This window comes from Paraglaciecola sp., from assembly GCF_039942875.1.
Taxonomy (GTDB): Bacteria; Pseudomonadota; Gammaproteobacteria; order Enterobacterales; family Alteromonadaceae; genus Paraglaciecola.
This window is the reverse complement of sequence record NZ_JBDVBQ010000043.1, coordinates 13,860-28,195: the sequence shown is the minus strand read 5'-3', so window position 1 is coordinate 28,195 and position 14,336 is coordinate 13,860. Positions and strand designations below refer to the sequence as shown.

At 41.4% G+C, this 14,336-nt stretch carries 13 protein-coding genes; 5 read left to right on the top strand and 8 right to left on the bottom strand.

Features of this window, described 5'->3' with window-relative positions; genetic code table 11:
* Positions 1-115 precede the first annotated feature (115 nt).
* Positions 116-1,210 (top strand): hypothetical protein, encoded by a 1,095-nt coding sequence (locus ABJE44_RS14255; RefSeq protein ID WP_348110196.1) that lies wholly within the window; start codon positions 116-118, stop codon positions 1,208-1,210.
* Between the two features lie 147 nt (positions 1,211-1,357).
* Here the strand turns inward: ABJE44_RS14255 and ABJE44_RS14250 are convergent, their stop codons facing one another.
* From ABJE44_RS14250 to ABJE44_RS14220, 7 genes are all read right to left on the bottom strand, one after another.
* Positions 1,358-1,687: a DUF3718 domain-containing protein gene (locus tag ABJE44_RS14250; RefSeq protein ID WP_348110197.1), complete on the bottom strand. Its 330-nt coding sequence runs from the start codon at positions 1,685-1,687 to the stop codon at positions 1,358-1,360.
* Between the two features lie 305 nt (positions 1,688-1,992).
* Positions 1,993-2,751 carry an ATP-binding cassette domain-containing protein gene (locus tag ABJE44_RS14245; RefSeq protein WP_348110198.1) on the bottom strand — a complete coding sequence of 253 codons (759 nt, stop codon included), beginning with the start codon at positions 2,749-2,751 and terminating at the stop codon, positions 1,993-1,995.
* Positions 2,748-3,725 carry an iron chelate uptake ABC transporter family permease subunit gene (locus tag ABJE44_RS14240; RefSeq protein WP_348110199.1) on the bottom strand — a complete coding sequence of 326 codons (978 nt, stop codon included), beginning with the start codon at positions 3,723-3,725 and terminating at the stop codon, positions 2,748-2,750. The genes ABJE44_RS14245 and ABJE44_RS14240 overlap by 4 nt, the downstream gene beginning before the upstream one ends.
* Entirely contained in the window at positions 3,718-4,656 is a 939-nt protein-coding gene (locus tag ABJE44_RS14235) for an iron chelate uptake ABC transporter family permease subunit (protein ID WP_348110200.1), read from the bottom strand. Before ABJE44_RS14235 ends, ABJE44_RS14240 begins: the two co-directional genes overlap by 8 nt.
* Before the next feature lie 26 nt (positions 4,657-4,682).
* Complete coding sequence (locus tag ABJE44_RS14230) at positions 4,683-5,561, bottom strand: siderophore ABC transporter substrate-binding protein (protein WP_348110201.1); 879 nt, start codon at positions 5,559-5,561, stop codon at positions 4,683-4,685.
* A 1-nt stretch (position 5,562) separates the two neighbouring features.
* Entirely contained in the window at positions 5,563-6,372 is an 810-nt protein-coding gene (locus ABJE44_RS14225; RefSeq protein ID WP_348110202.1) for a siderophore-interacting protein, read from the bottom strand.
* Positions 6,373-6,375: 3 nt separating this feature from the next.
* Positions 6,376-8,499, bottom strand: coding sequence for a TonB-dependent receptor (locus ABJE44_RS14220; RefSeq protein ID WP_348110203.1), 2,124 nt, complete (start codon positions 8,497-8,499; stop codon positions 6,376-6,378).
* A gap of 139 nt (positions 8,500-8,638) precedes the next feature.
* On the opposite strand from ABJE44_RS14220, the gene ABJE44_RS14215 reads away from it, so the two are divergent.
* Entirely contained in the window at positions 8,639-9,625 is a 987-nt protein-coding gene (locus ABJE44_RS14215; RefSeq protein ID WP_348110204.1) for a helix-turn-helix transcriptional regulator, read from the top strand.
* On the opposite strand, the gene ABJE44_RS14210 is transcribed toward ABJE44_RS14215, so the two are convergent.
* Positions 9,622-10,551 carry a LysR substrate-binding domain-containing protein gene (locus ABJE44_RS14210; RefSeq protein ID WP_348110205.1) on the bottom strand — a complete coding sequence of 310 codons (930 nt, stop codon included), beginning with the start codon at positions 10,549-10,551 and terminating at the stop codon, positions 9,622-9,624. The genes ABJE44_RS14215 and ABJE44_RS14210 overlap by 4 nt on opposite strands.
* 134 nt (positions 10,552-10,685) lie before the next feature.
* Between ABJE44_RS14210 and ABJE44_RS14205 the strand changes: the two genes are divergently transcribed.
* The 3 genes from ABJE44_RS14205 to ABJE44_RS14195 are packed head-to-tail and all read left to right on the top strand — an operon-like array spanning position 10,686 to position 14,302.
* Entirely contained in the window at positions 10,686-11,594 is a 909-nt protein-coding gene (locus tag ABJE44_RS14205; RefSeq protein ID WP_348110206.1) for an arginine deiminase family protein, read from the top strand.
* 10 nt (positions 11,595-11,604) lie between these two features.
* Positions 11,605-12,834: a Zn-dependent hydrolase gene (locus tag ABJE44_RS14200; protein WP_348110207.1), complete on the top strand. Its 1,230-nt coding sequence runs from the start codon at positions 11,605-11,607 to the stop codon at positions 12,832-12,834.
* Between the two features lie 34 nt (positions 12,835-12,868).
* On the top strand, positions 12,869-14,302 hold the full coding sequence (locus ABJE44_RS14195; RefSeq protein ID WP_348110208.1) for an aldehyde dehydrogenase family protein: 1,434 nt from the start codon (positions 12,869-12,871) through the stop codon (positions 14,300-14,302).
* The last annotated feature ends 34 nt before the right edge of the window (positions 14,303-14,336 follow it).

Here is a 14,336-nt window from a genome sequence, read left to right as displayed (position 1 = left end):
GGAGTGATTATTTACTCTTTCAAAAAAGAAGCTAGGATTTATCTTGTTAAGTAGGATGTAGTCTTAACAAATGAAACTGTAATTAAATTAGTAGAAAGTAAATGGAGATTATTAAATGCTATATATCAAGAAAACCCTAGCAATTATTGCTGTACTGGCAGTAACTAGCTTTGTAAATGCAGAAGTCCTTCCTAATTATTCTATAAGAGATTTAGGTACCCTTGGTGGTAACTTTATAGATGTAGCCGATATCAATAATAACGGTTTTGTAGTAGGTGTCAGTACTGATGTTTCAGATGTCGAATACGCCTTTTTGTATTCATATGCTGATGATGCAATGACTAATCTTGGAGCTATGGGAGGAGTCTCATCAAAAGCTGTAAGTATTAACAATAACGACCAAGTGCTAGTAGAAGTTACTGACGCTTATGGCAATATTGTTCCAGCCTTGTACAGTGGTGGTATGTTAGAGCCTATTGGTGGTGTTCTAGAAATATTAGGGGCACTTGAGGGCTTTAAATTAATGACCATCAATGATGCTGGTCAAATATTAGCAACCTATTATGACCAATCAACTAAAACTGCCCACACCTATATTAGAGAGTCAGATGGGACCGTGTTAGATCTTAATAGTTTAGGTATTAATATGTTTGGGGAAGACATGAATGGGCTTGGTGAGGTTGTTGGTTGGTTTGACGCTGATGGGACGGATAGTTATGGTAATTATAAAGCTATAAAACATACCGCCAAGTATAGTGGCGGTTTAATGACTGAAGAATTAAATGGTAATACTGCGGCAAGTGCTATTAATGATAGTGGTGAACTAGTTGGATATGGGATCCATGGAGCTGCATTTGGGTTTTTTGGCCAATCAGCATTCTCAATTGATAATGGAGTTTTGACTGAAGTCAAAGGAGGTTCGGGTTGGACTGGGGCATATGCATCAAATATCAATAATAACGGAGTAATTGTGGGGGCTACGTTTGACCACAATGGTAGTTATCCTTTTCATGCATTTGTTTATCATGATGACTTTGGTTTTAAAGACTTAATGGATCATAATTTGTATCTTTACGGTATAGAGTTTTTTAAGCGTTTTACCGATGCTATTGCGATTAACGATTTGGGTCAAATTGTTGGAGTCGGACCAATCAGGGATGTTGTTGATAATCCAGAGAGGGTTTTTATTTTGACTCCCATAGTAGAGTAATTTAATCACCTATATTTCGGAGAAGTGGTTCTGATTTATCAGTCCCTTCTCTGCACCTCCCAATACTAAAAAGCCTCGCCGTCAAACTCGTTAATAAGATGACGACAAGGAATGGGAAACACTGTTCATACAGAGCATCAATTTAGATTAAAGTGATGCGATTGTTTCTTGGTTTTGGCTATATTTACCAGCAGTTAAGTAATTATTAATATTGTCTACATTTGTACCGTGCTGCTCTACAAAACTAGTCATTTCTTGATTATTACACGTCACATTTTCAACAATGAAACGTTTACTTAATCCGGTTTTCTCAATCGCTTTTGATAATTTCAATTTGCTACCTTCAGTAGCTGCCACGCATAATTTACTTGTCATATAATCATCAGCAGCAACGTATTCTGTTGCAGCATTTGCCATGCCGATTGCGCTAAGAGTTAACACTGAAGTTGCGATTATTTTAGTAAGTGTGTTCATCATATTTTCCTATTTAGTTAAGTTATGTAAGTAGTCGTTGTGACTTACTATAGCTTTTGCAACTGAGGTGCCAATTTTTATTTTACATTAAAAACAAAGGCTTATGATTTTTTCGAGGCATTTTAGAATGTGTAAATAATCAATTTAACTACGTAAGTGGTTAATTTGGCTAAATTTTGGTTGATTTTTTATTGGCTTGTTCGAAGTAATTTTTATTAAGTGTCAGGCTGACTCCTATTGGCACTCATTAGTGCCGAGTTAGGTGGCTACTGCAGCGCCTTGATACTGAATTTGAGGGCTGTTTAGTGTTACGAATAAAACAGGCAGGTGGGTTTGCCTTGTATGTCAGTGACGGTTATGTGCATATCATATATATGACTTAAAACTGAGTCTTGCATGATTTCAGCAGGGCTACCATTAGCTATGACTTCACCATTTTTTAAGGCGATGATGGTATCGCTATAGTGCGCTGCAAAATTAATGTCGTGTAGCACTACTACCACTTGCTTATTTAATTCATCGCAGGTTTTACGTAGCTGCTTCATGATGCTCACGCTATGTTTGATATCAAGGTTATTCAGCGGCTCGTCTAATAATATAGTCCGTGTATCTTGGGCTAACACCATGGCGATAAACACCCTTTGCCGCTGTCCTCCAGATAACTGGTCAATGAATCGGTCTTGTACGTCTCGTAAATCTACATATTCAATACATTGTTCGACTATCTTTAGATCTTGCTCGCTAGGTCGCCCTTGGTGATAGGGGTAGCGTCCGAATGTGATCAAGTCTTTTACCTGAATACGTGCATTGGTATGGTTGTCTTGCCGTAATATAGATAGCTGTTTAGCCAGTTGATTAGCGGGTATGTGCTGTATCGGGCAGTTATCTAGTAATACTTCCCCAGCACTCGCTTTTTGTAGTCGGCTCATTAGGCCCAAGCAAGAAGACTTACCCGAGCCATTTGGGCCTATGATGGATGTCAGGCCAGTATCAGCTAGGGTTAGATTAATGTCGTTAAGTACCTGTTTATGGCCGTAGCTCAAGGCTACATTTTTTAATTCAATCATGACTTGGCCTGCTTAATTATCAGGGCTAAAAATACTACACCACCCACACACTCAATGACTATGCTTAGGCGAGTGTTGAACGCTACCACGTGTTGCAAAATAAACTCTCCTAAAACCAGAACCAGCACACCTAATATGGCGGCAAAAGGTAATAATATTTTGTGTTTGTAACTCCCCGCTAACTGATAAGCCAAATGTACAACCAGTAAGCCTAAAAAGGTAATGGGGCCTACCAAGGCCGTCGACATACCCACTAAAATGGCTATTAGTATAAGTACGTGCTGGGTTAATCGAGAGTAATTAATCCCTAAACTATGGGCGGTTTGTTCCCCTAAGGACAGCACATCCAATTGATGGTGGTACCGATACAAAAATACTAAACAGCTCAACAGAATCAAGCATGATACTTGCAGCAAGGCCATGGGTGGTGATGAAAACGAAGCAAAAAATGCATCTTGTGCCACTACAGATTGGCTAGGATCCATCATCCGAAATACTAAGCCATTAATACTACTTAAACATATGCCTAACACCACACCACTGAGTATCAGCAATTGTATGGATTGGGCAGAGTCTCTAAATAAAAACTTAGACAGCAACAACATCATGCCTGTCATGATAGATATCTCAATTGCCCATTTTGTATATTCGTTAAGTATGGAGTAACTGCTGGCTCCAACCACTACTATCATGATGGATTGAATCAAGATGTATAAGGCATCAAAGCCCATAATGCTTGGGGTTAAAATTCTATTCTGGCTAATGGTTTGGAAAAGCAAAGTCGAGATGGCGATAAATATCCCCACTAACACCATGCTAATTAATTTTTGGCCCCTGAATTCAAGGGTAAAGGCCCACGAGGCTTTAACGTTCCAGGTTAAAAATAGGGCACAAACCAAGATGACTGTAACCAATAGAAGGGTTAAACGAGTTGCAGGTGATAGGTTCAGTTTAACTGGTGTGAGCTCAGTCATGGCATGTTTGCCTTAGCAGTAACCCTAAAAATACTACACTGCCCACCACTCCCATTATTACTCCTACTGGTATCTCAAAAGGGTGCACCAATATACGAGCCAATATGTCGCAAACTAACGCTAGCATTGCACCCAAACAGGCTATCAGCGGGATAGAGCGGCGTAGGTTATCCCCAAAATATAAGCTAACTATATTGGGTACAATGAGCCCCAAAAAGGGTAATACTCCAGCAATCACCACAGTAATCCCTGCAATACTGGCCACAAGTGTAATGCCAATAGCAAATACATAGCTGTAATTTAAACCTAAATTAGTGGCGACATTCTTTCCTAAGCCAACTAGGGTAAAGCGATCAGCAATAAAATACGCTAAGAAGGTTAACAAGCCTGCGATCCATAGTAACTCGTATCGACCTTGCAATATCATCGAAAAGTCACCTTGAATCCACACCCAAACAAATTGCATTAGGTCTTGCTGATAGGCGATAAAGTTAACCACAGCACCTATAATACCTGCATAAATAATCCCCACTAAGGGCACCATAATAACCGAGCGAGTATGTAGTTTTTTAATCAGCAATAAAAAGCTCACTGCCCCGACTATAGAAAACAACACTGAGACACTTAGCTTTACGGTAAGTGAAGCTTGAGGATAAAAAATAAGTAGTAGCAACATGCCAAGAATGGCCCACTCAACTGTGCCAGTAGTAGTAGGTTCGACAAATTTATTATTCGCCAACATTTGCATAATGACACCGGCAACCGACAATGACATGCCCGATAAAATAATGGCAATGGTTCTTGGTATACGGGTTTGACTGAGTAACAGCCAATCAAAGTTAGCACTATCTAACGTGATAGTGCCCACCAGTAAGCTTGTGATGATTAGGCTAACAAATGCTAAGGCCCAATACAGAGTCATTTTAGTCATGTTGAAAACGAGTTATATATCAAATATTAGGACTCTACCGCTATAGCTTTTTGTATTTGTGCCAAGGTTTTATTCATGGCACTAATGCCTGTGCCAACTGTGTACCATGCATAGCCATCTAGCATAATAATTTTATTATTTTGATATGCTTTTAGGGTTTTTATGACATTGTTATCTAACAGTTGTTTGGCCATGCCTGTGTCCTTGCCAATAGCAAGGTCGCGATCCAGCACTAGTAAAACATCTGGGTTGAGTTTACGTAAATATTCGAAGGAGACTGGGTCGCCATGATGAGACAAGGAATTTTCGTTACCTGCAGCTTCAAAACCTAGTTCATTATATAACCAACCAAATCTAGAACCGGGGCCAAACACAGTTATTTTGCCTCCAGTGGTCATCACAAACAGTACCTTACCCGCTTTTTTTGCATTTGCTTTAATCATGGCTACCTGTTGTTTTATATCTTCTAGTGCTTTGGCAGCTAGTTGTGATTGGTTTACTAAAGCGGCTGTCTTTTCTGTGATTAGATAAAATTGATTGAGGTAGTCATTACCCCAAACTGTGCTATCAAATGTAGGAGCTATGCTTTGCATCATTTTGATTTTGCTCTGAGTTCGTGCGCCTAACATGATTAAGTCAGGTTTAAGGCTGGCGACGATTTCAAAGTCTGGCTCAAACATAGAGCCCACATTTACGTACTTATCAGCTTGAAACTTAGCTAGATAGCTAATGGTGTGGAGTTTAGGTACCCCAATCACCGGCACTCCCAAATAATCAAGGGTGTCAATTTGCCCTAAGTCAAAAGACACGACTTTCTTAGGGGGGGAATTAGTGGTGGCAGCCTGTAAACTTGTTATTTGCAACAAACTTATCGTAGTCAGTATTAGTAAAAATAATTTTTTCATTTTATGTATCCATCACTTCGTGACGCTCTGCATGATAGGTTTCTTCATTTTGTTGATTGCGCCAATAGGGCACTGCGTATAGAGCTTTTTTATCAAAATCCATTTGCCGTAAATATTTGCGAATGCTAACGACTGTGAGGTGCTCTCCTGCGAGGGCAATACTCCACTTCTGCTTAGTCTCTGCAATATTTAAATTACTCACCAACTCGAGTATTTGGGATTTATCCGCAAATTTTTGTTCTACAAAGGTAACTTGATGTTCTCTACCTGTAAAATAATGCTGGGTAATTAAGGCTTGGTCGCAGCCGCTTTCCAGCTCAATGAAGACCCGCACACTATCATCGTCAGTAAGTGTATTTAGTACCGCTGCAATGGCTGGCATGGCAGATAAATCTCCCACCAACAAATGCTGCTTAGCAGTGGGGTCTACCATAGTGATTAAGCCTGGCCCTGCAAAACCCAGTATGTCACCGGGTTTAGCTAACTTGGCAAACTCGCTGGCTATGCCATAGTCTCGATGCAAAACAAAATCCACTGTTATGGAATGATTTTCGGCATCAAAATCTACTATGGAATAGGTGCGGGCCAAAGGTTTTTTGTCGGCAGTTGGCCATACTATTTTATCGTTTTCGTCCCGTTGAGGCAGCACTAGCTCTGCTTGATGGGGCTGTTTAAAAAACAATTTAATATGTAAGCCTTGATAGAATTTGGGGATCCGTTCGCTGGTAAGCCCTGGCGCGCTCAAAACCAAACGGTTAAGAGCGCCTCCCATGGGGGTAACCGAGGTAACAGTTAGAATAATTGCACTCATACTTTAAAATTTATATTGAACAGTGGCTTTGATATTGCGGCCAGGTTCAAAGTCTTGCAAGTACAGCTCACCAAATAGTGGGTGAAAAGACACGCCTGTACGCGATGATTGTGAGGCATAAAATTCGTCAAATACGTTATCTATTCCAAACACTAGAGAAAGTCCTTTTACTGATTCAGGTGTCCAACGAGCTGACATATTGTGTACCACAAAACCGTCTTTGCTGTTGTCTAAGGTGGCGCCATCTAGGTCAACTCCTGACGCAACATCTTGGACACGCTGTATTTCCCAAGAGGTCACTATATTGGCATCTGAGAATGTATAATTTACGCTTAATGTAACTGTGTCGCCCTGTTGACGATCAAGCCTAGCGTTTTGTAGGTTAGCGTAATCAGTAAAGGCTGATAACTCGCTCTCAGCACTAGATACAGTAAACAAGGTAGTAAAGGCTTGATAGCTATATTCAACATAAGCTTCAAAACCATCTATGCTCATGTCACCTACATTGTCTTTCCATGAACCGCCGCCCACTTCATCTGGCGCTGTAGCGTAATCATAAATATAATCATTCACTTCAGTTTTAAATAAGGTTGCACCTAATGCAATGCTTTGGTTTTTATCAATCTCTGTTTGATAAGCAAACGACAACTCAAGGTTAACCCCTGTTTCTTCTTTTATATCAGTATTAGGAGTATCGTATAAACCAGCGCCAATAAATACTTCGCTAATCTCTGGCCCTTTAAATAACTCGGTGGCACTTAAACGAAATAACAAGTCGTTACTTGGCGAGTATTCAAAAGCCAATGCCAAATTAAATGCGTCGAACTCAGCATCAACCACAGCAGAATCAATTTCGTAACTTTCGTAACGCAGCCCAGGAATAATGTTAAATTGCTCACCTAAGGTAATTTTGTCCTCTACAAATAATGCTAGGTTACTGGAGTCTTCGCCTGAACTAGCTGTGCTATCTGTGAATTGCCCAAGATAATCCGTATCATGTTTTACATAGTCAAAACCATAAGTTAGCTGATGCTCTATGGCACTATCAATGACTGTATTGGCTATTAACGATGCGCCTGTATTATTGGCTTCTCCCGTTATAAAGCCCGCGTTACCTGCAAAAGCAGCGTTGTCTGCCCAACCAGACTCATCACGTTTCAGCTCGCTGGTATTTTTATAAACAGCCGCTTTAATAACTGTATTGTCTAGGGTGAGATCGTAATTTACGGTCAGGGTGTCACGGGTTAATTCTGTTGGCCATAATAATGGAATACCTAAAGAGTTGGTGATCGCTAGGTCGGTAGCAAGGCCCATGTCAGGCCGATAACTGTAGTTACCTTCATCTTGGTAGGTTTCGTAACCAATCTCAAATCTCTGGTTGTTGCCAAGGTTGTAACCCAGTTTAATTAGCGTGTCTCTTAGCTCACCCTCAAGACCGCGCACAGTACCATCTGTACCGTCGATGATGCCCCCACTTGAGTTTAATATTTTGCCTCCACCGACTTCATAGTTGTCACGATTTACAGCATTGTGATAAACCAAAAAGTCAGTGTTATCTGACAACATACCACAGGCTGTGGCTGATAAAGTCGTTCCTGAGTTATCGCCTGCACCCACTTGAACACGCGCGCCAAACTGTTGATCTTTATCTAGTAAATCAGCTGCTTGTTTGGTTTCAAAACGCACTGCACCGCCAATACCACCATTTATGACACTGTTAGTTCCTACATTGATATCAACAGACTGTAATATATCCGCATGAATTTGAAGGTTACCTAAATGGTGATACATGTACGAGTTTTGTCTGGCTCCATCTATGGAGATTTGTAAATCTTTATCGTCCATACTACGAATTGTAATACGTTGGTTTAATGAGTGCGCACCACCTACGTCTACCCCCGGTATCACTCGTAGTAAATCACTAATATGATCGGCTTGTTTGTCTGCTATGGCTTGTTGTTTTAAAAATAACGAAGTAGTTTTAACTTCTGTGCCCCAAACCGTCACGTTTTCGACTGCGGCTTCAGCGTCACTTTTCTCTTGTGATTGTGCGGTTAAGGATGTTAATGAGGCTACGACTGACAGAGCAATCGCCGAGTAGCGCATGTTTTTTGGAGCAAATTTCATGGGTTTACCTTACAATAATAATTTTAATGAGAACAATTATCATTACAATACCATTGTGATATATTTTAAGTTCTAGCCTTTATTATGAAATTTAATCAGCGTGTTATGCAATATGGTCAACAGCCATAGGGAGAAGGAAGTGGGCGAGTTTAATTCGGTATCTAAGTTAGAGTTATCAAGGAAATTGTCAAACACTGGTTTTGAGACGTTTTTGTTATCACCAGCGTTTCATGATAAAGATGCATTAATGTTAGGTAACTTAGATTATCAGAGCTTGCCTAGTGGTATTAATGTACATGTGGCTAACATGCTCGAACAAGAAAACGCGCAATGCAGCACTGAAATAGAACCCAGTATTAGTGTTTGTATCCTTCTTGAAGGGGTAATTGAGTTCAGCTTAAATCAAAATACCTTCTCGATTTCTGCTGAGCATGGCCCTAGAGTGTTTGCTTACGCCAACAATAAAACCGTGATTTTTATGCGTAGGTTAGTCGAAAATAATAAGGTCAAAAAAGTAAATATTTCAGTGTCTCAAGAGTGGATGCAGCAAAGACTGAGATCGTTTACGAGCTTAGGGGCTAACGCCTCTCTTTTTGAAAATGATATAGTGGTTAAAGAATGGTCCTGTGACCAACAGGTACTCAATGTATGCGAGCAATTCTTTGAACATCGCGACCATCAAAATATGTTAACAGACCTCTATTGCGAACAATATGCACTGACATTGTTTAGTCATAGCGTAAAGTATTTATTGGATGGTTCTTACCATGAGCATTCGAGTATACACACTCCAATACGCTCACCATTTAGGGCATTTGAAAAAGAAGTCGATGCCTTTATTTTTAGCAAACACAATGGCGCCGATATTGCCAAAAAGTTAGGTACTAGTTTGAGTACCTTACAGCGTTACTTTAAAGAGTATCATCGCGCTACCTTATCTGATTACTTACGTACCAAAAGACTAGAAGCTGCTCGCCATGCATTGATTTTTGAAGGTAAAACCATCGGAGAAGTGGCATATATGGTGGGTTATAACCATTCATCCAATTTTGTGAGCGCATTTAAAAAACACTTTAACCAAACTCCTACCGAATTAGTGAAGCAATATGCAGCCTATAAAGTTTAGTTAGCGGAACCTAGTTTTGCGCCTTTTTGGGTAAGGTTTTCTAAAATACTGTTTATTACTATTTGGGTACGATAATTTATTTGTGAGTCTTCGTGGGTGGCCAAATATACAGACTGACCTTCAGTGTGAGGTGAGTCTATGGCCTGCATTAGCTTGCCTTGTTTTATGTCTTCTTCAACTTCAACAATATCTGCTAAAACCATGCCCATGCCTAAACGTGCTGCTTCTATAGCTTGGTAGGCATATTCAAAATAAGTGTGCTGTTTTGCTGTATTGCCATCTAAGGTATGGTGCTCAAACCAAGTAAACCATTGCTGTAAACTGTCGTGAATTAACGGGTAACCCAATAGTTGTTCTACATTCTGTACCGGCAGGCCTTTTAACAAGCTTGGGTTGCAAACAGGCACGTAATACTCATCGTAAAGTTTACTGACTACTCGGCTGGGATCCTTTGGCTTGCCCAAACACAAAGCCATATCTAAATTAGAGGGGAGTGATTGTTGTTGAGGCTCTAAGGTTTGCAAATTGAAGGTTATTTCAGGGTATTGTTGTTGTACTTTTGCTAATACAGGTAATAACCAATTGAGCATTATGGTGGCTGTGGTGCCAATCACTACCTCACCCGCAACTAAGGTGGGGTCGAGGGAATGCAGGCCTTTGTTTAATTCAGAAAAAGCACTTTGAATAGACGCTAGTAGGCGACTGCCCGGTGCGGTGAGTCGTAATTTATTATGTTTGCGTTCAAATAGCTGTGTACCTAACCTAGCTTCAAGCAATTTTATATGACGACTAAGGGCCGAATGAGACACAAACATTTCTTGAGCTGCCCGGCGCATATGGCAGTGACGGCCAGCCGCTTCAAAGGCAAGCAGGGCATTTAAAGGTATTTGTCGCAAATCTAAATAAGGGCTTTGGTTTGGCTTCATAGGGTACTTTTTTCTATAAAAATAGGTCTTGGGTTATTGGTCTAATATTCTAACCAATATGGTAAAAAATCATTGCTTGAGTAATTAAAATGTAACCATAAACTAAGTGCATGTTTTTCGGTAGGGTGTTTTAAATGAAATCTAACTTTTTTCGACGTAATGAGCAGGGCAGAACCTCACGCTTAGATTACTGGAGCATGGACTCTGAATACGCAGAACTGCAAGAAGTACTAATTGGCCCAATGGATTATTACGATTGGCAAACAGGTAATGCTATGTCACGGCGTTCACTTAGGTTAGGTCGTGAATACGATAAACAAGTGGCCCAGCAGCAATATCAAGAAATGTTAGACGTGTATAAACACTGCGGTGTGAAAACTCACATTTTAGAAGCAAGTGAACATTTACCCTATCAGATTTATGCCCGGGACTCTTCGGTGTTAACTCCTTGGGGGCCAGTAGTGACCCAAATGTATAGCCCATGGCGACGGGGTGAATGGGCTGAAGTCATGCGCTTTTATCAAGAAAATGACATTCCTATTTACGATGCAATTACCGCAGGCTCTTTTGAAGGCGGGGATTTTATGGTGCTTGAACCCGGAGTCATCTTGTGTGGTTATACGGGTGAACGCACCAGTGAAGCAGGTCTCAATCAAATGCGCAGCTGGGTTGAAAAAGAAGGCTGGGAATTTAAATCGTATCAGTTTGACCCGTATTTTTTGCACCTAGACGTAAAATTTGCCATGTTGTCAGAAAAACTAGCCGCTGTATGTACTCAGGCGGTAGAGGACGAATTACTGGATTGGTTGAAAGCTAGAGGCATTGAAATTATCGATATTTCATATCGTTCTGTATTAGAGCTTGGTGTAAACGTGGTGGCATTAGGTAAAGACAGAGTTTTGATCCCAGAAGCCAGTACTGAGCTGGTGGGTAAAGCCAAAGCCCACGGCTTAGAAGTTTATGCCCCAGATATGTCAATGTTCACATCTGGCGGTGGTGGCGTACATTGTATGTGCCAACCTTTAAGCAGAAAAGACGCATAGGAGCATCAAAATGGCATTGCAAATTAATGGTGAAAGGTTATGGGATAGCTTGATGACCATGGCTGAAATTGGTGCGACAGATAAAGGTGGCTGTAATCGCCAAGCGTTAACTGATTTAGATAAAGCAGGCCGTGACCTATTTGTTGGTTGGTGCGAAGCAATTGGTTGCGAGCGTAGAGTCGATGAAATGGGTAACTTGTTTTTACGCAAAGCAGGTACTGACAAGAGTTTACCTCCTGTGTTAATGGGCAGTCATTTAGATACTCAGCCAACAGGCGGAAAGTTTGATGGTGTGTATGGTGTATTAGGTGGTTTAGAGGTGTTGCGCACCTTACATGATGCCAATATTACTACTTTGCATCCAATAGAAGTCGCGGTTTGGACCAACGAAGAAGGCGCAAGATTTTCCCCTGCCATGGTGGGCTCTGGGGTTTGGTGTGGTGATTTTTCGTTAGATTACGGATGGCAGCGCAGTGATAAGCAAGGTGCGACTATCAAGCAGGAACTTGAGCGTATTGGGTACTTAGGTGATGCTCCCTGTGCGCCTTTCCCAATAAAAGCGGCCTTTGAATTACATATTGAACAAGGGCCAATTTTAGAAGCTGTAAATAAACAAATTGGCGTAGTGCAAGGCGTGCAAGGCATGCGCTGGTACGACCTAGTTATTCATGGTCAACCCGTACATGCAGGTCCAACCCCTATGGAGCAGCGTAAAGATCCAGTTAAAGCTATGGCTCAAATCATCACTCAGCTGTATTCCCTAGCGGATGAATTTGCCCCCCAAGCAAGGGCGACGTTTGGCGACATTAATGTCAGCCCAGGCTCTCGTAATACGGTACCGGAAACTCTAACCATAACCGTTGATTTACGTCACCCAAGTCAAGATACATTACAAAAAATGGATGCCAAATTCAGAGAGATTTCTGAAAAAGTATGTGCAGATTGTAATGTGAAATTCGAAATAAAAGACGAATGGAATTCTCCTGCGGTGGCTTTTGATGAAGCTTGTATTGATGCAGTACGCTCATCAGTTAGCGCGATGGGGATGCCATTCGAAGAGATGTTCTCAGGGGCTGGACATGATTCGGTTTATGTTTCAAAAGTTGCCCCCACATCTATGATCTTCATCCCTTGTGAAAAAGGGATAAGCCATAATGAAGCAGAAAATGCCAAACCTGAAGATATCTCAGCTGGGTGTCAGGTTTTGTTAGGTGCAGTGCTAAAACTCGCGACTCAGTAATGATGTCGTTAGCAATAATAAATTAAGGTATAAAATGAAAAATTTTCAACAACTCTATATTGATGGTCAGTGGGTCAATAGCCAAGGCAATGAAAAACTTGATGTGGTCAACCCAGCTAATGGAGAGGTTTATGCAAGTGTACCGGCTGCCAACGAGCAAGACGTAGATTTAGCCATTGATGCTGCAAGCCAAGCTTTTTTAGCTTGGTCAGAACAATCTTCAGAAGTCCGGGCTGCCGTAATTAACGAAATCGCAGACGGTATGCAAGCTCGAAAAGATGAAATTATAGAGGCTATTGTCGCCACTATGGGTTGCCCTATTACTTTTTCTGACGACTACCAGGTGCAAGGCTCTATTGATGCATTACGCAGTTTTGCACCTTTGGCTGCTGAATTAGACAAGCAAGACACCCATGAAAACCATGTTGTAGTCAGTGAAGCTATTGGTGTTTGCGTGTTGATTAACCCTTGGAATTACCCGTTATCACAATTAGTGGGCAAGCTAGGGCCAGCGCTAGCTGCTGGTTGTACTATGGTGGTTAAACCTGCTGAACAAACGCCTATTCAAGATTTGATATTGGCAGAAATCATCGACCAAACCAGCCTACCCAAAGGTGTCTTTAATTTGCTAACCGGTGTGGGTAGTCAAATTGGTGAGCGTTTATGTAGCCATCCTAAAGTGGATATGGTGTCGTTTACGGGGTCGACTGGTGCAGGTATAAAAGTGGCCCAAGCTGCAGCTCCGACGGTTAAAAGAGTCTGTCAGGAATTAGGCGGAAAATCCCCTTACATTATTGCACCAGGTGCTGATTTAGAGGCCGCGGTACGTTACGGGGTTGAAGATGTAATGCTTAACTCTGGGCAAACCTGTAGTGCATTAACCCGCATGTTAGTGCCAGCTGCACAGCTTGCTGAAGTAGAGGCGATTGCCAAAACCGTCGCCGCTGAATGGCAACTAGGTGATCCAATGCTGGCAGAAACCAACATGGGGCCGTTGAGTTCGCACCTGCAACAAAGCCGAGTTTTGGTTTATATCAAAAAAGGCATAGAAGAAGGCGCGAAATTATTGTGCGGTGGTACTGACGTCCCTGCTGAATTTAGTAAAGGGGCCTATATAGCGCCGACTATCTTTTCAGAGGTCAGCAACGATATGGCTATTGCCCAAGAAGAAATTTTTGGGCCTGTGCTCTGCATTATCCCTTACGACAATATTGAAGAGGCAATTGTACAAGCCAACGATACACCGTTTGGTTTAGCCTCTGCCGTATATGCTGCTGATCGCACAGAAGCCATGAGAATTGGTAAAAAATTGCGTGCTGGCCAATGTTATTTGCAGGGGGCTTACTTCACGCCAGACACACCATTTGGTGGTTATAAACAATCTGGAAACGGTCGCGAGTGGGGCCTTGAAGGGCTCAAGGAATACACAGAAACCAAAGCATTATTGATTGATGCTGAGGCAAAATAGGCTTAAATCGTTGAGTTGATGATGGCGTGTTTTT